At 73.3% G+C, this 19,052-nt stretch carries 23 protein-coding genes; 15 read left to right on the top strand and 8 right to left on the bottom strand.

Annotated features, from left to right (window positions below; all coding sequences use genetic code 11):
* From DY240_RS00530 to DY240_RS00520, 3 genes are all read right to left on the bottom strand, one after another.
* A partial coding sequence (locus DY240_RS00530; protein ID WP_147375149.1) for an AfsR/SARP family transcriptional regulator occupies positions 1-818 on the bottom strand: 818 nt, incomplete at its 3' end.
* Positions 819-1,181: 363 nt separating this feature from the next.
* Complete coding sequence (locus DY240_RS00525; RefSeq protein WP_199700548.1) at positions 1,182-2,105, bottom strand: hypothetical protein; 924 nt, start codon at positions 2,103-2,105, stop codon at positions 1,182-1,184.
* Positions 2,102-3,007 carry an ATP-binding cassette domain-containing protein gene (locus DY240_RS00520; RefSeq protein WP_119658022.1) on the bottom strand — a complete coding sequence of 302 codons (906 nt, stop codon included), beginning with the start codon at positions 3,005-3,007 and terminating at the stop codon, positions 2,102-2,104. Before DY240_RS00520 ends, DY240_RS00525 begins: the two co-directional genes overlap by 4 nt.
* Before the next feature lie 134 nt (positions 3,008-3,141).
* On the opposite strand from DY240_RS00520, the gene DY240_RS00515 reads away from it, so the two are divergent.
* Genes DY240_RS00515 through DY240_RS00505 form a run of 3 tightly spaced genes read left to right on the top strand, consistent with a single transcriptional unit; the run spans position 3,142 to position 5,779 of the window.
* Positions 3,142-4,335: a sensor histidine kinase gene (locus DY240_RS00515; RefSeq protein ID WP_158602680.1), complete on the top strand. Its 1,194-nt coding sequence runs from the start codon at positions 3,142-3,144 to the stop codon at positions 4,333-4,335.
* Positions 4,332-5,000: a response regulator transcription factor gene (locus tag DY240_RS00510; RefSeq protein WP_199700547.1), complete on the top strand. Its 669-nt coding sequence runs from the start codon at positions 4,332-4,334 to the stop codon at positions 4,998-5,000. Before DY240_RS00515 ends, DY240_RS00510 begins: the two co-directional genes overlap by 4 nt.
* Complete coding sequence (locus tag DY240_RS00505; RefSeq protein ID WP_119658020.1) at positions 4,997-5,779, top strand: HAD family hydrolase; 783 nt, start codon at positions 4,997-4,999, stop codon at positions 5,777-5,779. The genes DY240_RS00510 and DY240_RS00505 overlap by 4 nt, the downstream gene beginning before the upstream one ends.
* A 48-nt stretch (positions 5,780-5,827) precedes the next feature.
* On the opposite strand, the gene DY240_RS00500 is transcribed toward DY240_RS00505, so the two are convergent.
* Positions 5,828-6,394: an AAA family ATPase gene (locus DY240_RS00500; RefSeq protein WP_199700546.1), complete on the bottom strand. Its 567-nt coding sequence runs from the start codon at positions 6,392-6,394 to the stop codon at positions 5,828-5,830.
* A gap of 11 nt (positions 6,395-6,405) precedes the next feature.
* Positions 6,406-7,056, bottom strand: a complete 651-nt coding sequence (locus DY240_RS00495; protein ID WP_119658018.1) for an NAD(P)-dependent oxidoreductase — start codon at positions 7,054-7,056, stop codon at positions 6,406-6,408.
* 65 nt (positions 7,057-7,121) lie between these two features.
* Between DY240_RS00495 and DY240_RS00490 the strand changes: the two genes are divergently transcribed.
* On the top strand, positions 7,122-7,505 hold the full coding sequence (locus tag DY240_RS00490) for a winged helix-turn-helix transcriptional regulator (protein ID WP_119658017.1): 384 nt from the start codon (positions 7,122-7,124) through the stop codon (positions 7,503-7,505).
* Here DY240_RS00490 and DY240_RS00485 read toward each other — a convergent pair whose 3' ends face one another.
* Together DY240_RS00485 and DY240_RS00480 are read right to left on the bottom strand one after the other, a co-directional pair.
* Positions 7,506-8,099, bottom strand: coding sequence for an isochorismatase family protein (locus DY240_RS00485; protein ID WP_119658016.1), 594 nt, complete (start codon positions 8,097-8,099; stop codon positions 7,506-7,508).
* Positions 8,096-9,349, bottom strand: a complete 1,254-nt coding sequence (locus tag DY240_RS00480; RefSeq protein ID WP_407659260.1) for a nicotinate phosphoribosyltransferase — start codon at positions 9,347-9,349, stop codon at positions 8,096-8,098. Before DY240_RS00480 ends, DY240_RS00485 begins: the two co-directional genes overlap by 4 nt.
* A gap of 221 nt (positions 9,350-9,570) precedes the next feature.
* On the opposite strand from DY240_RS00480, the gene clpS reads away from it, so the two are divergent.
* The 9 genes from clpS to DY240_RS00435 all read left to right on the top strand — a co-directional run bounded on the left by clpS (position 9,571) and on the right by DY240_RS00435 (position 15,329).
* Complete coding sequence (gene clpS, locus DY240_RS00475) at positions 9,571-9,879, top strand: ATP-dependent Clp protease adapter ClpS (RefSeq protein WP_092615636.1); 309 nt, start codon at positions 9,571-9,573, stop codon at positions 9,877-9,879.
* A complete protein-coding gene (locus tag DY240_RS00470; RefSeq protein WP_199700545.1) occupies positions 9,843-10,469 on the top strand; it encodes a DUF2017 domain-containing protein in 627 nt (208 codons plus the stop codon). The genes clpS and DY240_RS00470 overlap by 37 nt, the downstream gene beginning before the upstream one ends.
* Before the next feature lie 67 nt (positions 10,470-10,536).
* Complete coding sequence (locus tag DY240_RS00465) at positions 10,537-10,950, top strand: Mov34/MPN/PAD-1 family protein (protein WP_199700544.1); 414 nt, start codon at positions 10,537-10,539, stop codon at positions 10,948-10,950.
* Between the two features lie 74 nt (positions 10,951-11,024).
* On the top strand, positions 11,025-11,312 hold the full coding sequence (locus DY240_RS00460; RefSeq protein WP_119658013.1) for a MoaD/ThiS family protein: 288 nt from the start codon (positions 11,025-11,027) through the stop codon (positions 11,310-11,312).
* Positions 11,313-11,326: 14 nt separating this feature from the next.
* Complete coding sequence (locus DY240_RS00455) at positions 11,327-12,274, top strand: PLP-dependent cysteine synthase family protein (RefSeq protein WP_119658012.1); 948 nt, start codon at positions 11,327-11,329, stop codon at positions 12,272-12,274.
* Positions 12,275-12,288: 14 nt separating this feature from the next.
* Positions 12,289-12,870, top strand: a complete 582-nt coding sequence (locus tag DY240_RS00450) for a dihydrofolate reductase family protein (protein ID WP_119658011.1) — start codon at positions 12,289-12,291, stop codon at positions 12,868-12,870.
* 67 nt (positions 12,871-12,937) lie between these two features.
* A complete protein-coding gene (gene murI / locus DY240_RS00445; protein WP_119658010.1) occupies positions 12,938-13,771 on the top strand; it encodes a glutamate racemase in 834 nt (277 codons plus the stop codon).
* The gene (locus DY240_RS00440) at positions 13,768-14,529 is read left to right on the top strand and encodes an MBL fold metallo-hydrolase (RefSeq protein ID WP_119658009.1); all 762 of its coding nucleotides are present in this window, start codon (positions 13,768-13,770) and stop codon (positions 14,527-14,529) included. Before murI ends, DY240_RS00440 begins: the two co-directional genes overlap by 4 nt.
* A gap of 65 nt (positions 14,530-14,594) precedes the next feature.
* The gene (locus tag DY240_RS00435; RefSeq protein WP_119658024.1) at positions 14,595-15,329 is read left to right on the top strand and encodes a PIG-L deacetylase family protein; all 735 of its coding nucleotides are present in this window, start codon (positions 14,595-14,597) and stop codon (positions 15,327-15,329) included.
* Between the two features lie 633 nt (positions 15,330-15,962).
* On the opposite strand, the gene DY240_RS00430 is transcribed toward DY240_RS00435, so the two are convergent.
* The gene (locus DY240_RS00430) at positions 15,963-16,727 is read right to left on the bottom strand and encodes a class E sortase (protein ID WP_158602679.1); all 765 of its coding nucleotides are present in this window, start codon (positions 16,725-16,727) and stop codon (positions 15,963-15,965) included.
* Positions 16,728-16,827: 100 nt separating this feature from the next.
* Between DY240_RS00430 and rph the strand changes: the two genes are divergently transcribed.
* Positions 16,828-17,553, top strand: a complete 726-nt coding sequence (gene rph / locus DY240_RS00425; protein WP_119658007.1) for a ribonuclease PH — start codon at positions 16,828-16,830, stop codon at positions 17,551-17,553.
* Between the two features lie 5 nt (positions 17,554-17,558).
* A complete protein-coding gene (rdgB, locus tag DY240_RS00420; protein ID WP_119658023.1) occupies positions 17,559-18,164 on the top strand; it encodes an RdgB/HAM1 family non-canonical purine NTP pyrophosphatase in 606 nt (201 codons plus the stop codon).
* The last annotated feature ends 888 nt before the right edge of the window (positions 18,165-19,052 follow it).

The raw sequence follows: 19,052 nt of genomic DNA, 5'->3' as shown, positions 1-19,052 counted from the left end.
GTGGCCGCTGGGCCGGTGGCGGCCGGGCGGGTGCCGGCCGGGCGGGTGGCGGCCGGGGCGCCGGGCGGTGGCGGGGTGAGGGCCGGGTCCTCGGTCAGGATGGCCCGCTCGAGCTCGCGCAGCTCCGGTCCCGGCTCCAGGCCGAGCTCCTCGACGAGGGTCGTGCGGGCGCGCCGGTAGACGTCGAGGGCGTCGGCCGTGCGGCCGGACCGGTGCAGGGCGAGCATCAGCTGGCGGTACAGCCGCTGGCGCAGCGGATGCGCCGCGACCAGCGCGGTCAGCTCCGGGACGAGCAGGTCGTGCTGGCCGCGCTCGAGGTCGGCCTCGATGCACAGCTCGGCCACCGCCAGCCGCAGCTCGCCGAGGCGCGCGGCCTCGAGGTCGACGGCGCCGGTCTCGGCGACCTCGGCGTAGGCCGACGGCCCGCGCCAGAGCGCGGCGGCGCGGTGGAACAGCTCGGCCGCTCGTGCGACGTTGCCGGTGGCCAGGGCGGCACGGCCGTCGGCGGCCAGCCGCTGGAACTCCTCGTCGTCGGCCTCGCCGGGACGCACCTCGAGCTGGTAGCCGGAGCGGTGATGGACGATGCGCGACTCGCCGAGCACGCGCCGCAGCCGGTGGACGTAGCTCTGCAGGTTCGCCCGCGCCGAGCGTGGCGGGCGGCCGTCCCACAGCGCCTCCAGCAGGGTGTCGGCGGACACCCGGGTGTTGCGGCGGACGAGCAGGACGGCGAGCAGCGACCGCTGCTTGGCGGAGGTCAGGGGCACGGCCGTGCCGTGGTCGTCGTGGACCTCCAAGGGGCCCAGGACGCCGAACCTCATCGCACCTCCCCGCCGGCCGCCGCGCCTCGTAGCGTACTTCACGAGCAGAGGACGCCCTGCCGGCCGACGACGGGGCGCCCGGCCTGGGGGCTCGTACGTCCCCCGGCAGCGTGGCACCCCGCCCGGCTGGGTCGGGTCCTGCGGAGCGGGCACCGACGCCGGCCCGGAGCGCGGTTCTGCGCATGGGGCTCCTCGGCATTCCGTGGGTGCTCGCGGCTTGGCACGCTCCAGTGTCGTGCTTGGCTCGTTGAGGGTGACCTACCGCGCCCGAAATGCCGCGTTTGTGGAGCGCTTCAGCGTGCCAAGGCGTCCCGCACCTGGCCGGGCCAGGTGCGGGACGGCGGGCGAGGACTCCCGGGCGGGTCAGACGACGTCGCGGTGCCGCATGAGCAGGGCCGCGGCGGCGGAGAAGACCACCAGATACACCGCCACCAGCAGCGTCGCCGGGCCGGCGTCGAGCACGGTGAGCACGCCCGGCGCGCCGTCGGGCTCGCCCGCGCCGCCGGCGCCCAGTGCCCCGGCCAGCGACCCGGCCGCCGTCCCGGGCAGCACGTTCGTCACGTACTCGACGCCGCTGAGCAGGTTGCCGACGCCGCGCAGCAGGTTCTCGATCACCAGCGACCACACCAGGCCGAGGCCGACCGCCAGCGCCGGGCTGCGGGTGAGCACGCCGACCAGCACGCCGGCCGCCGCCCACATCCCGAAGATGAGCAGGCCGCCGCCGACTGCCTCGGCCAGCGCGCCGAACTCCGGCCAGGCGATGCTCTGGCCCTCGAAGACGGCGATCAGCGTCGACGCCGCGACGTCCAGGACCAGCGTCGCCGCGACCACGCCGACGACCGCCAGGCCGACGGCGGCGAGCGTCCCGCCGAACGCGGACAGCCGGCCCGGACCCTGGGTGAGGACGGTCTTCCAGCTGCCCCAGCCGAACCCGCTCCCCGCGGCCAGTGCGCCGAGGATGAACATGATCGCGCCGCCGAACATCGGCATGCCGCCGGTGAACACCGACGGGATCGCCGCCGGCAGCAGCTCGGGGAGCAGGGACTCCGGTGCGACGCCCTCGTTGGAGAAGCCGGAGGACCCGGTCGCGTACGCGACGTAGTTGAAGATGTAGGCGAAGGTCAGGTTGAGCAGCAGCCACACCGTCGCCAGCACCCAGACCGCGGGCCACTTGCGCAGCCGCAGCAGTTCGGCGCGGGTGCTGGAGACCAGGCCGCCGAGCGCGGTCGGGACGGCCCTGGTCTCGCTGCGGGCGGCGGGCCGGCCGGTCATCGTCGCGGTGCTCATCGGTTCTCCTCCTGGTCGGTCGTCATCTCGAAGAACACGTCCTCCAGCGAGCGCTCGGCCGTCCGGATCTCGCGGATGTCGGCGCCTGCCTCGACCAGCGCGCGGGCCAGCTCGGGCGCCCGGTCCTCGGGCAGCTCCAGCCGCACGCCGGTGTCGGTGAGCTGGACGGCGTCGTCGCCGGCCACGCGCATCGACACCGCGAGCGCCAGCTCCAGCGGCTCCGCGCGGACCAGCAACGTGCTGGCGCCGCGCAGCTCGGCGACGGTGCTCTCGGCGAGCAGCCGGCCGTGCGCGATGACGCCGACGCGGTCGCAGATCTCCTGCACCTCGGCCAGCAGGTGGCTGGACAGCAGCACCGTCTGGCCCTGCTCGGCGAGGTCGACGACGAGCTTGCGCATGTCCGCCATGCCGCCGGGGTCCAGGCCGTTCGTCGGCTCGTCCAGGACCAGCAGGTCCGGCTCGCCGAGCAGCGCCGACGCGACGCCGAGCCGCTGCTTCATGCCCAGCGAGTACGACTTGAACGCGTCGCCGCCGCGCTCGGACAGGTCGACCCGGGTGAGCGCGTCCTCGACCGCGCGGTCGGAGATGCGCTGGTAGCGGGCCATCACGCGCAGGTTGTCGCGGCCGGAGAGGTACGGGTAGAAGCCGGGACCCTCGACCAGCGCGCCGACCCGTGCCGTCGCGCCGGACTCGCCGGGCGCGTGACCCAGGATCGTCGCGGTCCCGCTGGTGGGACGGACCAGGCCGAGCAGCATGCGCAGCGTGGTCGTCTTGCCGGCTCCGTTCGGTCCGAGGAAGCCGTACACCTCGCCGCGCCGGACGGTGAGGCTCACGTCGCTGACGGCGAGCCGGTCGCCGTAGCGCTTGGTCAGCCGGTCGGTGACCACGATGGTGTTCGTCATGGCTCCACGCTCCCGCGCCGCCGCCGTCGCGGGCGTCGGCCGCAGAGCGGCATCGCGCGTACGCAGATTCGCGTAGTCCGGTTACGCCGCGTTGCCGACGCCGGTGCCCGTCGCGCGCGTCTATGGTCGAACCCGTGGAGAGGTTCGCCCGTTTCCGGATATCGCTGCTCGACGTGGGCATGGCGCTGGTGCTGGTGGTCGTCGGCATCGGCGGGACCCATGGCGCCGCCAGCGGCCAGCATTGGGCCCGGCAGCCCGACGCCCTCGGGTTCACGCTCGTCGTGATCGCGATGGCGTCGCTCGCGCTGCGCAGCCGGTTCCCCCGGACGGTCCTCGTCGTCAGCGGCGCGGCTGTGCTGGTCTATCTCGCGGCGAACTATCCGTACGGGCCGATCATGTTCACCATCCTCGTGGTCGCGTTCACGCTGGGCTACCAGCTGCCGCATCTGGTCGCGATCCGCTGGGTCGGCGGCTACTACGCGGTGTTCTTCGTGGTGTCGGTGGTGCGGCTGGTCGACGACTCCGGCACCGACCTGTGGCGGCAGGGCACCGCCTGGGCCATCGCGTCGCTGGCCGCGTTCACCGCCCCGCTCGCGATCGGCGGGGCACTGCGGACGCGGCGCGAGTCGCAGGCCGACGTGCGCGCGGCGCTGGCTCGCCGGGCGGTGTCGGAGGAGCGGCTGCGGATGGCCCAGGAGCTGCACGACTCCGTCGGCCACGGTCTCGCGGTCATCGCGATGCAGGCCGGCGTCGCGCTGCACGTCCTGGACCGCAACCCCGAGAAGGTGCGGGCGGCGCTGGAGGCGATCCGCGACACCAGCAAGGCCTCGCTCGACGGCCTGCGGGCCGAGCTGCAGGTGCTGCGCAGCCCGGTCACGGACGCAGCGCCGCGCCGGCCCGACCTCGGCCTGGCCGAGCTGGACGTGCTGCTCGACCGCATCCGGGCCGGCGGGGTGCAGGTCGAGGCCGACGTCGACGGCCACACCGAGCTGCCGCCCGACGTCGACGTCGCGGCGTACCGGATCCTGCAGGAGTCGCTGACCAACGTGCTGCGCCACGCCGGCGCCACCCGGGCGGCGGTACGCATCCGGCGCTCCGGGGACGAACTGCTGCTGGACGTGACCGACGACGGCGCCGGCGTGGAGGATGCGCCCGCGCACCGGCCGGACGGGTCCGGCACCGGGATCGCCGGCATGCGAGCCCGCGCCGAGGCGCTCGGCGGCCGCCTGCAGGCCGGGCCGCGCGCGGGCGGCGGGTTCGCCGTCCACGCCCGCCTGCCCCTCGCCCACGCTGACCGCGAGGCGGACATGTCAGGATCGACGTCATGAGCGACGGCGTGATTCGTGTGGCGGTGGTCGACGACCAGGCGCTGGTCCGGATGGGCCTGACGACCCTGCTGGAGACCGAGGACGACACCGAGCTGGCCGGCGAGGCCGCTGACGGCCGCGAAGGGCTGGAGCTCGTCCGGCGGACCAAGCCCGACGTCGTGCTCATGGACATCCGCATGCCGGTACTCGACGGACTGGCGGCGCTGCGCGAGATCACGTCCGACCCCGAGCTGTCCGGCGTCAAGGTCATCGTGCTGACCACGTTCGAGCTGGACGAGTACGTGTTCGAGGCGCTGCGCGGCGGGGCCAGCGGGTTCGTGCTCAAGGACTCGCCGCCCGACGAGCTGCTGCACGCCATCCGGGTGGTCGCCGACGGCGCCAGCCTGCTCTCCCCGTCGGTCACCCGCCGGGTCATCGAGCAGTTCAGCGGGCGCGACGCGCCGGCCAGCGCGCCGCACCCCGAGCTGGACCGCCTCACCGAGCGCGAGCGCGAGATCGTCGCCTGGGTCGCGACCGGCCGGTCCAACGACGAGATCGCCGCGGAGCTCGTCGTCAGCCCGGCCACCGTGCGCACCCATGTGAGCCGCGCGATGGTGAAGCTGCACGCCCGCGACCGCGCCCAGCTGGTCGTCTTCGCCGTCCAGTCCGGGCTCACGCTGCCGTGAAGGTCGTCGCGACCGATCTCGACGGCACCCTGCTGCGCAGCGACGGGACGGTGTCGCCGCGCACCCGGGCGGCGCTCGCCCGCGCCGAGGACGCCGGCGCGACCGTCGTCTTCGTGTCCGGGCGGCCGCCGCGCTGGATCGACGTCCTGGCCGAGGAGGTGGGGTCGCACGGACTGGCCATCTGCGCCAACGGCGCCCTCGTCTACGACGTGCGCCGGCGCGAGGTGGTCGAGGAACACGGCCTGCCCGGCGACGTCGCGCTGCAGGTCGCCCGGGCCATCCGGGCCAGCGTGCCGGGGGCGACGTTCGCCATCGAGCGCCGGCTGACGTTCGGCCAGGAGCCGTCCTTCCGCGGCACGTGGCCGGCGCCCGACGGCACCGTCGTCGCCGAGCTGGAGGAGCTGCTGGCCGAGCCGGTGTCCAAGCTGGTGGTCACGCACCCGGAGCTGGACGCGCCGGAGTTCATCGAGCGGGCCGCGGCGGTCGTCGGCTCGCTGGCCGCGGCCACGTACTCCGGGCACGCGCCGGTGCTGGAGGTCAGCCGGGCCGGCGTCTCGAAGGCGTCGGCGCTGGCCGCGCTCTGCGGCTCCCTCGGCGTCGACGCCCACGACGTCGTGGCGTTCGGCGACATGCCCAACGACGTCCCGATGCTCACCTGGGCCGGCACGTCGTACGCCGTCCGCAACGCCCACCCCGACGCCGTCGCCGCCGCCACGCACCGCTGCGCGTCCAACGACGAGGACGGCGTCGCCCAGGTGCTGGAGCGCCTCTTCCCCTGACGCCGCCACCCCCTACCAAGATCAACAACAGGTGGGGGTGGGCGGAGGTCAGGCCGCCGCGAGCACCGCGGCCAGTTGCTCGTCCAGCGGCCGGGCGCCGCGGCGGTTGTCGATCTCGGTGTGCGGCGCCGGAGGCGGGACGTCGGGCAGCGTGGCGGCGGTGAACTCGGCGAAGTTGGCCAGCTTCTGGCCGTCGCGGTCGTGGCCGCGGCCGATGATCCGCTCGCGCAGCGTGTCGCCGTTCGACCGCACCCACAGCAGGTGCACGGGGTCGCCGCCGAGGCGGTCGACGTAGGCGGCCCAGGCGTCGAGGTCGCGGATCTGGCCGGTGAACGGCGCGACCAGGATCGCCGGGCAGCCGGCCGACCGGATCTCCGCGGCGGTGTCGGCGAGGCCGGCGTACTCGTGCACCTTGATGTGCTCGTCGTACCAGGGGCCCTCGCGCTCGCCGAACGGCCGCCCGTTCGCCTCGAGCGTCGCGACCACGAACGGCGCGTAGACGGTGTCCTTGTCCAGCAGCGCGGGCGTGGGGTCGAGGAGCGCGGCCAGCTTGCGGGCGACGGTGGTCTTGCCGGCGCCCGGCGCGCCGGCGATCATCCAGACGGCGGGTGTCACGTCTGACGACCCTACCCAGGCGCCGCGACCCCCACGAGCAGCCGGTGGTGCCGTGGCCGCTCGATCTCGTCTGCGACGGCCACGGCGAGGTCGGCATACGTGATGCGCGCGGCGACGGAGCCGGGGACGAACCGGTACCCGCCGGCCGGCGTGCCGCCGTGGTCGAAGTCGCCGGCCGGCGCGACGACGAGCCAGTCGATCGCCGTCTCGGCGTTCCTCCGGAAGACGTCCAGCCCGGCGCCGTGGCCGAGCATGAAGTCGCGGTACTCCGACGGGTAGCCCGGCGTGTCCAGCAGCGGCGTCCCCGTCACGTCCGGCAGCTGCGACGCCAGCCCGACGGCGACCAGTCGCGGCACCCGTGCGGCGGCCAGGCCGGTGAGCAGCGCCGACGCGGCGGCGGGGAAGAACTCGCCGGCCGGGACGGCGAGCGAGGCGGCGGCGTGCACGGCGGCGTCGTGACCCGCGGCCAGCCGTTCGACGGCGTCCGGGTCGGTCCCGTCGCCGGCCGCCAGGGTGACGCGGGCGCCGTCGCCGCCGCTCAGGTCCGCGTGCCGCGCGGGATCGCGCACCACCGCCGTCACGTCCCAGCCCCGCCCGGCCGCCTCGGCCAGCACCGCCCGCCCGGCCCGTCCGCCGGCTCCGAAGACCACGATTCTCCTCATGCGGCGCACGCTAGGCGACCGCCTGGTCAGCCCGGGCTGACCACGCAGGTCAGTAGGCTCGACCCATGCCGAGGAAGCTCGATCCCGACATGTTCGACCCCGTCTGCCCGTCGACCCTCATGCCGCTGCGGTTCTCCGACAAGTGGGCCGGCATGGTCATCCGCTGCCTCGAGGACGGCCCGCGCCGCTTCTCCGAGCTGCGGGTGCCGCTGCGCTCCGTCAGCGCCCAGTCGCTGACCACGTCGCTGCGGAACCTGCAGCGCGACGGCCTGGTCGAGCGCACCGAGCGGCCCGGCCCCGAGCGGAGCGTCGAATACGCGCTGACGCCGCTCGGCCGCAGCATGCTGCCGGTCATCGAGGCGCTGTGCGAGTGGGGCGCGCAGCACTGGGACGAGCTGCTGGACGCCCGCGAGGCGTCCTCGGCGTCGGCCGCCGCGCGCACCGCCTGATCAGCGGACGATCGGCTCGCCCTCCAGCCGGACGCCGGCCGCGCGCAGCTGCTCCAGCGCCGCCGCCGTCGTCTGCGCCGCCACGCCGGCGGTGAGGCTCAGCAGCACCGTCGTCTGCAGGCCGTTGCGGGCGGCGTCGAGGGCGGTCGCCCGGACGCAGTGGTCGGTCGCGATGCCGACCACCTCGACGGCGCCGACCTCGTGAGTGCGCAGCCAGTCGGCCAGCGGGACGCCGTCGTGCGACGTCCCCTCGAAGCCGGAGTAGGCGGCCTGGTACTCGCCCTTGTCGAACACCGCGTCGAACGGCTGCGGGTCGAGGTTCGGGTGGAACGCGACGCCGTCGGTGCCGGCCACGCAGTGGGGCGGCCAGCTGTCGACGTAGTCGGGGTGATCGGAGAAGTGGCCGCCGGGGTCGATGTGGTGGTCGCGCGTGGCGACGACGTAGTCGTAGCGGCGCTCCCACGGCTCGCCGTCGGTCCAGCGCTTGAGCACCTCGGCGATGCCGAACGCGACGTCGGCGCCGCCCGCGACGGCGAGGCTGCCGCCCTCGCAGAAGTCGTTCTGGACGTCGACGACGATGAGTGCGCGCTTCATGGGCGATCCTCCCAGCGGGTGGGGATGGCGGGCTCACCGCGCGACAGCTTGAGCGCGGTGGGGGGAAGCTCGGCGCGGGATCGTTCGTGGCGGTGGCGGGCGGCGGCCAGGGGCTCGCGGCCGACGATCTCGCCGTCGCGGACCAGCGGGATCAGCAGCGGCCGGTCGTCGCCGTCGTCGACGGGCTCGCGGCCGACGCCGATGACCTCGGCCTCGGCGACCCCGCGCGCGTCGCGGCGGCGCAGCGCGTACTTGCGGCCGCCGTGGCTGACCTTGCCGGCGCTCTTCTTCTCGACCGACACCATGGTGCCGTCGTCGTCGGCGCGGGCCACGAGCTTGTAGACCATGCCCGCCGTCGGTGAGCCGGCGCCGGTGACCAGTTGGGTTCCGACGCCGTACGCGTCGACCGGCGCGGCGGCGAGCGCGGCGATGGCGTGCTCGTCGAGGTCGCTGGTGACGACGATGCGGGTGTCGCGGGCGCCCAGGGAGTCGAGCAGCGCGCGGACCTCCTTGGCCTGCGGCAGCAGGTCGCCGGAGTCGAGCCGGACGGCGCCCAGCTCAGGGCCGGCGATCTCGACGCCCAGGCGGACCGCCTCTTCGACGTCGTAGGTGTCGACCAGCAGCGTCGTGCCCTTGCCCAGGGAGTCGACCTGTGCGGTGAACGCGTCGCGCTCGGAATCGTGCAGCAGCGTGAACGAGTGGGCGCTGGTGCCCGTCGTCGGGACGCCGTACGTGCGGCCGGCCTCGAGGTTGCTGGTGGTGGTGAACCCGGCGATGTACGCGGCCCGCGCGGCGGCGACGGCGGCCCGCTCGTGGGTGCGCCGCGAGCCCATCTCGATGCACGGGCGGTCGCCCGCGGCCGTCGTCATGCGCGAGGCGGCCGTGGCGACGGCGGAGTCGAAGTTGAGGACGGACAGCGCCAGCGTCTCGAGCACGACCGCCTCGGCGAACGACGACTCGACGATGAGCAGCGGGGAGTTCGGGAAGTACGCCTCGCCCTCGCCGTAGCCCCACACGTCGCCGGTGAACCGGTACGTGGACAGCCACTCCAGCGTCGGGGCGTCGACGACGGCGTTGCGCTCGAGGAAGCCGAGCGCGTCGTCGTCGAAGCGGAACTCCTCGAGCGCGTCGAGCAGCCGGCCGGTGCCGCCGACGACGCCGTAACGGCGTCCGCCGGGTAAGCGTCTGGCGAACACCTCGAACACGGAGCGGCGTCCGGCGGTGCCCCGGGCCAGCGCCGCTTGGAGCATCGTCAGCTCGTAGTGGTCGGTGAGCAGGGCCGTCGTAGCCGACACAAGCACCAGACTATGCGGCTGCGTCACGAATGGCCCGGATCCCGCGCAGACTGGCGAAGGCGTTGCGTCGGGTGGATGATGAGATGTCGGGGACCGGCGGGAACACCGTGGGTCCAGAGCACGGTTGTGCATGTCAGCGCAGGACGGCGCGGGGTGATGGCCGGAAGATGACACCATTGGGGGCCGTGATGACCGCACCCGTGGAGATCGAGCGCCCGGAGGCCGCCGAGGTTCCGGTGGCGGACGTTCCGTGGGTCACCATCGTGTGGAACGACCCGGTCAACCTCATGTCCTACGTGACGTACGTCTTTCAGGCATACTTCGCGTATCCGAAGACCAAGGCCGAGAAGCTGATGCTCGACGTCCACGAGAAGGGGAAGGCCGTCGTGTCCTCCGGCACGCGGGAAGAGATGGAGCGCGACGTCGAGGCCATGCACTCGTACGGCCTGTGGGCCACGCTGCAGAAGGCGGGGGACCGAGTCTGAGCACCGCGTTCCGTCGAGCCCGCGGGGGCGTCGTCGCCGCGTCGTTCCACGTCGTCGAGGTCGAGCTGCTGCGCTCACTGGTGGGTCAGCTGCTGGAGCTGGTGCGCGACGAGCCCGCCGACCCCTCCGCCGGCGACGGCTGGGCGGCCGAGCTCGGCCTGGCCGACGAGGCCCCGTCCCGCCCGACCGACCCGGTCCTGCTCCGGCTGTTCCCCGACGGCTACCGCGAGGACGCCGAGGCCGCCTCCGACTTCCGCCGCTTCACCGAGCGCGGCCTGCGCGACCGCAAGGCCGCGACGGCGGCGACGGTGCTCGCCTCGCTGGCCACGGCCGACGGCGCCGGGCTGCCGGCGAAGAGCCGCGAGAAGATCCGCATCGAGCTCGACGCCGCCGAGAGCGAGGCCTGGCTGCGGACGCTCACCGACCTGCGGCTGGCCCTGGGCACCCGGCTCGGCGTCACCGAGGGCGACGAGGACGACTGGCTGGCGTTGGACGAGAACGACCCCCGGCGCCACGTGCACGACGTGTACGACTGGCTCGGCTGGGTCCAGGAGACGCTGGTCCGCACCCTCTCGTCCGCCCTGGACTAGTCCCCGCCGGCGTCCTGGGTGTGACGCGCCTCAGACCCAGGACCCGAGCCTCCGTATCCTGACTACCGTGCTGACCATCCGCCGTGACCTCGTCGACGCCATCGTGGAGCATGCCCGCAAGGACCACCCGGACGAGGCGTGCGGCGTCATCGCCGGCCCGGCCGGCAGCGACCGGCCGGAGCGGTTCATCCCGATGCTCAACGCGGCCCGGTCGCCCACGTTCTACGAGTTCGACTCGATGGACCTGCTGCGCCTCTACCGCGAGATGGACGACAACGACGAGGAGCCGGTCGTCATCTACCACTCGCACACGGCGACCGAGGCCTACCCGTCGCGCACGGACATCGCCTACGCGAACGAGCCGGGCGCGCACTACGTCCTGGTCTCGACCCGCGACGACGACACGCACGAGTTCCGTTCGTTCCGGATCGTGGACGGCGAGGTGACCGAGGAAGAGGTCCAGGTCATCGATGGGGAATGATGGGACCCGGCACCACCGTTGCGGTGAGTGACACCCGAACCAGCCGAACCGAACCAGTCCACAGGAGCCGTCCGATGGCCGTCGAGGTCCGCATCCCCACGATCCTGCGCCAGTACACCGGTGGCGCGAAGACCGTCGAGGGCACCGGCGACACGCTGGCGGCCCTCATCGACGACCTCGAGACGCGGCACCCGGGGCTGCGCGACCGGCTGGTCGAGAACGGGTCGCTGCGCCGGTTCGTGAACGTCTACGTCAACGACGAGGACGTCCGGTTCCTCGGTGCGGAGAAGGCCACGCTGTCCGACGGCGACTGCGTCACCGTCCTCCCGGCCGTCGCCGGCGGCGCGCCCGCCGCACGCTGACCGGCCGCGGGCCGATGCGCTACGACTCCCTCCTCGACTCCCTCGGCCGGACGCCGCTGGTCGGGTTGCCGCGGCTGTCGCCGTCGCCCGAGGTGCGGCTGTGGGCGAAGCTGGAGGACCGCAACCCGACGGGCTCGGTGAAGGACCGCCCGGCGCTGCGGATGATCGAGGCCGCCGAGGCCGACGGCCGGCTCACCCCGGGTGCGACGCTGCTGGAGCCGACGTCGGGCAACACCGGCATCGCGCTGGCCATGGCGGCCAAGCTCAAGGGCTACCGCATGGTGTGCGTCATGCCCGAGAACACCTCCGAGGAGCGCCGCCAGCTGCTGCGCATGTGGGGTGCGCAGATCATCGCCTCGCCGGCGGCCGGCGGGTCGAACGAGGCGGTGCGGGTCGCGAAGCGGCTCGCGCAAGAGAACCCCAGCTGGGTCATGCTCTACCAGTACGGCAACCCCGGCAACGCGCTCGCGCACTACGAGACCACCGGGCCGGAGCTGCTGGAGGACCTGCCCGAGATCACCCACTTCGTCGCCGGCCTGGGCACGACGGGGACGCTCATGGGCGTCGGCCGCTACCTGCGCGAGAAGCTGCCCGACGTGCAGATCGTCGCGGCCGAGCCGCGGTACGGCGAGCTGGTCTACGGGCTGCGCAACCTCGACGAGGGGTTCGTGCCCGAACTGTACGACGAGTCGGTGCTGACGTCGCGGTTCTCGGTCGGCCCGCGCGACGCCGTCCAGCGGACCCGGCAGCTGCTGGAGCTGGAGGGCATCTTCGCCGGCATCTCGACCGGCGCGGTCCTGCACGCCGCCCTCGGCATCGCGAAGAAGGCGGTCGCCGGCGGCCGCCGCGCCGACATCGCGTTCATCGTCGCCGACGGCGGCTGGAAGTACCTCTCGACCGGCGCCTACGAGGGCACCGTCGACGAGGCGGAGGACCGGCTCGACGGCCAGCTCTGGGCCTGACGTACGGTGCTCTGATGCGCCAGTTGGTCTACTACATCGGCCAGTCCATCGACGGGTTCATCGCCGGCCCGAACGACGAGGTCGACTTCTACCCGGTGCCCGAGGAGTACTCGACCTGGATGTTCACCGAGTTCGGTGATGCCCTGCCGACGCACGCCCGGAAGCTCGCCCGCGTCGACGACGTCCCGAACTCGCGGTTCGACACCATCGTCATGGGCCGGCGCACCTACCAGCCCGCGCTCGACGTCGGCATCACCAGCCCGTACGCCCACCTGCGGCAGTACGTCGTCTCCAGCACGCTGACGGATGTGCACGACCCCGCCGTTGAGGTCGTCGACGGCGACCCGCTGGAGCTCGTGCGCCGGCTCAAGGCCGAGGACTCGCCGCTGGACGTCTACCTCGCCGGCGGCGCCGCGCTGGCCGGCGCGGTGCTGCCGGAGATCGACCGCCTGGTGGTCAAGCAGTACCCGGTCGTCGCCGGGGCCGGCGTGCCGCTGTTCACGACCGGGTTCGCGCCGACGGCGTTCGAGCTCACCGACGTGCAGTCGTTCGGCAGCGGTCACGTGGTCCTCGACTACCGCCGCGCCTCGGCCTAGAGCGGCGGCGTGGCGTTCGCCACGTCCGGGCTCCACAGTCCGCCGGTCGGCGTACGCTCTTGCGACGATGAACGACGCACCGATCGGGATCTTCGACAGCGGAGTGGGCGGTCTGACGGTCGCCCGCGCCGTGCTCGACCAGCTCCCGCACGAGCCCGTCCTGTACGTCGGCGACACCGCGCGCGGCCCGTACGGACCGCGGCCCATCGCGCAGGTGCGCGAGTTCGCCCTCGACGTCATGGACACCCTCGTTGCCGAGGGCGTGAAGATGCTGGTCATCGCATGCAACTCGGCCAGCAGCGCGGTGCTGCGCGACGCCCGCGAGCGCTACGACATCCCCGTCGTCGAGGTCATCCAGCCGGCCGTGCGCCGGGCCGTCGCCGCCACCCGCAACGGCCACGTCGGGGTCATCGCCACCCGCGCCACCGTCACGTCGCGCGCCTACGAGGACTCCTTCGCCGCGGCGCCGCAGCTGCGCATCACCACGCAGGCCTGCCCGCGGTTCGTCGAGTTCGTCGAGGCCGGCATCACCCACGGACCGGAGCTGGAGTCCGTCGCCCGCGAGTACCTCGAGCCGGTCCGGGCCGCCGGCGTCGACACCCTCGTTCTCGGCTGCACCCACTACCCGCTGCTCACCGGCGTCGTCTCGTACGTCATGGGCGAGGCGGTCACGCTGGTCAGCAGCGCCGAGGAGACCGCCAAGGACGTCTACCGCACGCTCGTCGACTACCGGCTCATGCGCGACGACACGCTGCCGCCGCCGCGGCACCAGTTCCGCTCCACCGGCGACGCCCGGCCGTTCCGCGAGCTGGGCCGCCGCTTCCTCGGCCCGGAGATCGCGTCGGTCGAGGAGACGTCGGAGCTGCCGGTCGTCGGCCGCAACCTGGCGGTCGGGTCTTGAGACTCACCGTCCTCGGCTGCTCCGGCTCGATGCCCGGACCCGGTTCGCCCGCCTCCGGCTACCTGGTCGAGGCCGACGGCGTCCGCCTGGTGCTCGACCTCGGCAACGGCGCGCTCGGCCCGCTGCAGCAGCACGTCGGCGTGAGCGGGCTGGCCGACCTGGACGCCGTCGTGCTCAGTCACCTGCACCCGGACCACTGCATGGACCTGTGCGGGCTGTACGTCGCGCTGCGCTACGGGGTGCCGTCGCAGCGGCGCATCCCGGTGTACGGGCCGGACGACGCCGCCGAGCGGATGGCCGCGGCGTACGGCAAGGAGCCCGATCCCGGGCTGTCCGGCGAGTTCGACTTCCGCCGCCACTCCGACGCGCCGGCCGGCGGGTTCGCCGTCGGATCGCTGACGGTGCGGGTGGCGCGGGTCGAGCACCCGGTCCCCGCGTACGCGATCAGGGTCGAGCACGGGGGCCGGTCGCTGGTGTACTCCGGCGACACCGCGGCCACGCCCGTGCTGGTCGAGCTGGCCCGCGACGCCGACCTGTTCCTGTGCGAGGCCGCCTATGCCGACGGTGAGGACAACCCGCCCGGCATCCATCTGACCGGGCGCGAGGCCGGTGAGCACGCCGCGGCCGCGGGAGCCCGTCGACTCGTCGTCACGCACGTGCCACCATGGGGCGATCCGCAGCGCGCGGCCGAGCACGCGAGCGCGGTCTACGACGGCCCGGTGGAGCTCGCCGTGCCTGGGGGTCACTGGGAGGTCTGATGACGGAGCACGAGGTCGCGCCCGAGGAGCCGGTGACGGAGCCGTTGCCGGAGCCGCCGTTCCCGATGCCGACGACGCCGCTCGAGCCGCTGCCCGAGGACTGGGAGCGGGCGCTGGTCATCGCCGCCCACCCCGACGACGTCGAGTACGGCGCCGCCGCGGCCATCGCGCGGTGGACCGGGCAGGGCAAGCGCGTCGTGTACTGCATGGTCACCAGCGGCGAGGCCGGCATCGACTCCATGCCGCCGGAGCAGACCGGCCCGCTGCGCGAGAAGGAGGAGCGCGACGCCGCCGCCGTCGTGGGCGTCGACGAGGTCGAGTTCCTCGGCTATCCCGACGGCGTCGTCGAGTACGGCCTGCCGCTGCGCCGCGACGTCGCCCGGGTCATCCGCCGGCACCGCCCGGACATCGTCATCACCGGCAACTTCCACGAGACGTTCGGCGGCGTGATCCTCAACCAGGCCGACCACATCGCCGTCGGCAAGGCCGTGCTCGACGGCGCCCGCGACGCCGGCAACCGGTGGGTGTTCACCGAGCTGCTCGACGAAGGCCTGGAGCCGTGGAACAAGGTGCGGGCCATCTGGGCGGCCGGCTCCCCGGACGCCAGGCACGGCGCCGACATCACCGAGACGTTCGACCTGGGCGTCCGATCGCTGGAGGCGCACGCCGGCTACCTCGGCGCGCTGCCCGGGCACCCCGAGCCGGCCGACTTCCTCGGCATGTTCGCCCGCCAGGCCGGCACCCGGCTCGGCGTCCAGTACGCGTCGGTGTTCGAGGTCTACCCGCTGATGTTGTACTGAGGGACGTTGGCCGTCCCCCTGCTGCCCCATTCTCTTGCCGCGCAACCGCGCCTCAAGTCCGCGCGCGTCGTGGCTGAGCTTCGCCGTGGTCGGGGCGCTTGGACTTGACCCGCGGTTCCGCGGCCAAGAACGGGCAGCTATCAGGGGGACGGGGAGGATGTGGGCACGCCTCGGCGTTGTCATGCCCGTTTCGCGTGTTTTGTCGGGTCGTGGACGGCGATGATCATCGGCGATCGTCTACATCACGAGGATTTCGTGAGCATCAACACCCCTACAGCCGTGGTGATGCTGGGGTAATCCTCGTGATGGCTCCCGAATCACGGTGAAATCTCACCAGGCGGACGCCCCACGACACCAAACTCACACCGAAACCGGCCAACGCCCCGGGCAAGCCGTCGCCACACTCCCCCCGTCCCCTGATAGCTGCCCGTTCTTAGCCGCGGGCGCGCGGGTCAAGTCCAAGCGCCCCAACCACAGCAAAAGCCCGACCACAACGCGCGCGGACTTGAGGCGCGCGCCCGCGGCCAAGACAATCGGGCAGCAGGGGGACGGGCCAACGCGGCAACCCGGCGAACCGAACCGAACCCCGAAGTGCCCGCGATCGCCCCCGATCGCCCCTTCGGGAGGCCGCCGTCAGCCGGCGGCGGTGTCGCGCGGCCGCTCGTCGACCAGGACGCCGGTGGCGTACATCCGCTTCTCCGAGCCCCACCGCGGCCAGCACGTCGTCAGCGTCAGCCGCGCCTCGTCGGGCTCGGTGCCGGCGGGCTCGCCGGGCACGGGGTCGACGACCCACAGCTCGGTCGCCTCGATGACGTTGCCGTCGCTGTCGCCGTCGGGGGCGTCGTCGAGCTCGTACCGGAACACGCCGTCGATCGTCTCGACCTCGATGATGTCGCCCTCGCGCAGCTCCGCGAACCGGGCGAACGGCTCGCCGTGGCCGGACCGGTGGGCGGCGACGGCGAAGTTGCCGAGCCGGCCGGGGTCCGCGCTGTCGGCGTAGTGGCCGGGGCCGTTCTCGAGGTCGTCGGGGTCGGTGCCCTCGACGATGATCCGCTCCCAGTTCTCGCCGAAGCGCGGGATGCGCAGGATCCCGTAGGCGTCGCCCAGCTCGAGCGGCGCGGGCTCGGCGACGGCCTCGTCGTCGCCGCCGGTCTCGGGGCCGGCCGGTTCCTCGGCGCGGCTGAGCAGGTGCTGCTCGAACTCGTCGCGCAGGTCGTCCTGGGCGGCCGCCGTCTGCAGGCCGGTGCCCCAGAACGTGTAGACGACGAACAGCAGCGCGAGCACGCCGGCGGTGAGCAGCAGCTCGCCGGCCACTCCGGCGGCGACGAGCGCGATGCGGCGGCCGGACGGCCGCGACCCGGACGCCCGGCGGTGCTTCGGCGCCGCCCTGCGCTGCATGGTCCCGAACGTAGCCGGGACACCGGCCGGTACGCAGGCGATTCGGGTTGTTCGCCGGGGGTCGGCGCTGCACGCGGCCGGTAGGCGATAGCTTGGGCGCATGACCACCCGCATCGACGGCCGCAGCGCCGATCAGCTCCGCACCGTCCGGCTCACCCGGGGCTGGCTCGACCACGCCGAGGGCTCGGTGCTCGTCGAGTTCGGCAAGACCCGCGTGCTGTGCGCCGCGTCGGTCACCGAGGGCGTGCCGCGCTGGCGCAAGGGTTCGGGCCTGGGCTGGGTGACGGCGGAGTACGCCATGCTGCCGCGGTCGACGAACACCCGCTCCGACCGCGAGTCGGTGAAGGGGCGCATCGGCGGGCGCACGCACGAGATCTCCCGGCTCATCGGCCGGTCGCTGCGCGGCATCATCGACACCGCGGCGCTGGGCGAGAACACCCTGGTCATCGACTGCGACGTGCTCCAGGCCGACGGCGGCACCCGCACGGCGGCCATCACCGGCGCCTACCTCGCGCTGCACGACGCCGTCGAGTGGATGCGGGCGCAGAAGCTGCTGGCGTCCGAGAAGGTGCTGACGGACTCCGTCTCGGCCATCTCGGTGGGCGTCGTCGACGGCGTGCCGCTGCTCGACCTCTGCTACGAGGAGGACGTGCGCGCCGAGACGGACATGAACGTCGTCATGACCGGCGACGGCCGGTTCATCGAGGTGCAGGGGACCGCCGAGGGCGCCCCGTTCGACCGCCAGGAGCTCGACTCCCTGCTCGCCCTGGCCGGCGCCGGCTGCAAGGAGCTGACCGACCTGCAGAACGCGGCGCTGGTGGGATGACCTCGGTGCCCAAGGTCGTCCTCGCCACCCGCAACGCTCACAAGGTCCCCGAGATCTCCCGCATCCTCGCCGGAGCCGGGGTCCCGGTCGACCTCGTCGCCGTCACCGAGTTCCCCGGCGTCGACGACGTCGAGGAGACCGGCCTGACCTTCGCCGAGAACGCGCTGCTCAAGGCTCGTGCGGTAGCGGCGGCCACCGGGCTGCCGGCGCTCGCCGACGACTCCGGCCTGGCCATCGACGCGCTCGGCGGGATGCCGGGGGTCTTCTCGGCGCGCTGGGCCGGCGTCCACGGTGACGACGGCGCCAACCTGCGGCTGGTGCTCGCGCAGCTGACCAGCGTGCCGGACGACCACCGCCAGGCCGCGTTCGTCTGCGTCGCCGCACTGGCGCTGCCCGACGGCACCGCCTGGACCGAGGAGGGCCGGGTCGACGGCGTCGTCGTACGCGCGCCGCGGGGGACCAACGGCTTCGGCTACGACCCGATCTTCGTGCCGGACGGGTCCGCGCTCACGACCGCGGAACTGTCGCCGGACGAGAAGGACGCGATCTCGCACCGCGGCCGGGCCTTCCGGGCGATCGCCCCGCACCTCGCCGCGCTGCCCGGGGCCTGACGGTCGCTCGGTCTGGTGGCGTTGGGCCGNGCCTTCCGGGCGATCGCCCCGCACCTCGCCGCGCTGCCCGGGGCCTGACGGTCGCTCGGTCTGGTGGCGTTGGGCCGTCCCCCTGCTGCCCGATTGTCGCGTTGGGCCGTCCCCCTGCTGCCCGATTGTCTTGGCCGCGGGCGCGCGCCTCAAGTCCGCGCGCGTTGTGGTCGGGCTTCGCTGTGGTTGGGGCGCTTGGACTTGACCCGCGCGCCCGCGGCTAAGAACGGGCAGCTATCAGGGGGACGGGGGGAGTGTGGCGACGGGCCAGGCGTTCGGCCGGTTTCTTGGGTGGCGTTGGTATCGTAGAGCGTCCACGTGGTGAGATTTCACCGTGATTCCGGAGCCATCACGAGGATTACCCCAGCATCACCACGGCTGTAGGGGTGTTGATGCTCAGACAATCCTCGTGATGTAGGCGATCGCCGATGATCATCGCTGTCCACGGCCCGACAAACGGGGCGAAACGGGCACGCCAGCGCCGAGGCGTGCCCACATCCTCCCCGTCCCCCTGATAGCTGCCCGTTCTTAGCCGCGCAACCGCGGGTCAAGTCCAAGCGCCCCGACCACGGCGAAGCTCAGCCACGACGCGCGCGGACTTGAGGCGCGGTTGCGCGGCAAGAGAATAGGGCAGCAGGGGGACGGGGAGCCCACCCCACCACCCCGGCGGACGGCGCGTCCGATTCTGAACATTCGCTGACGATCATGGCGCGCGCTGGGCGGATCCGGCGCACGCGAGGATGATCGAAGGGTGACCGATTCCGTGACCGCCGCGTCGCCCGCGGCGCCGCCGGCCGCGCCGCACACGCCGTGGTGGGCGCCGGCGCTGGCCGGCGTGCTGTCGCTGGGCCTCGGGCT

The organism is Jiangella rhizosphaerae (assembly GCF_003579925.1).
Classification (GTDB): Bacteria; Actinomycetota; Actinomycetes; order Jiangellales; family Jiangellaceae; genus Jiangella; species Jiangella rhizosphaerae.
Note: the sequence above shows the minus strand (reverse complement) of the source record. Positions and strands in the feature narration are given on the sequence as shown.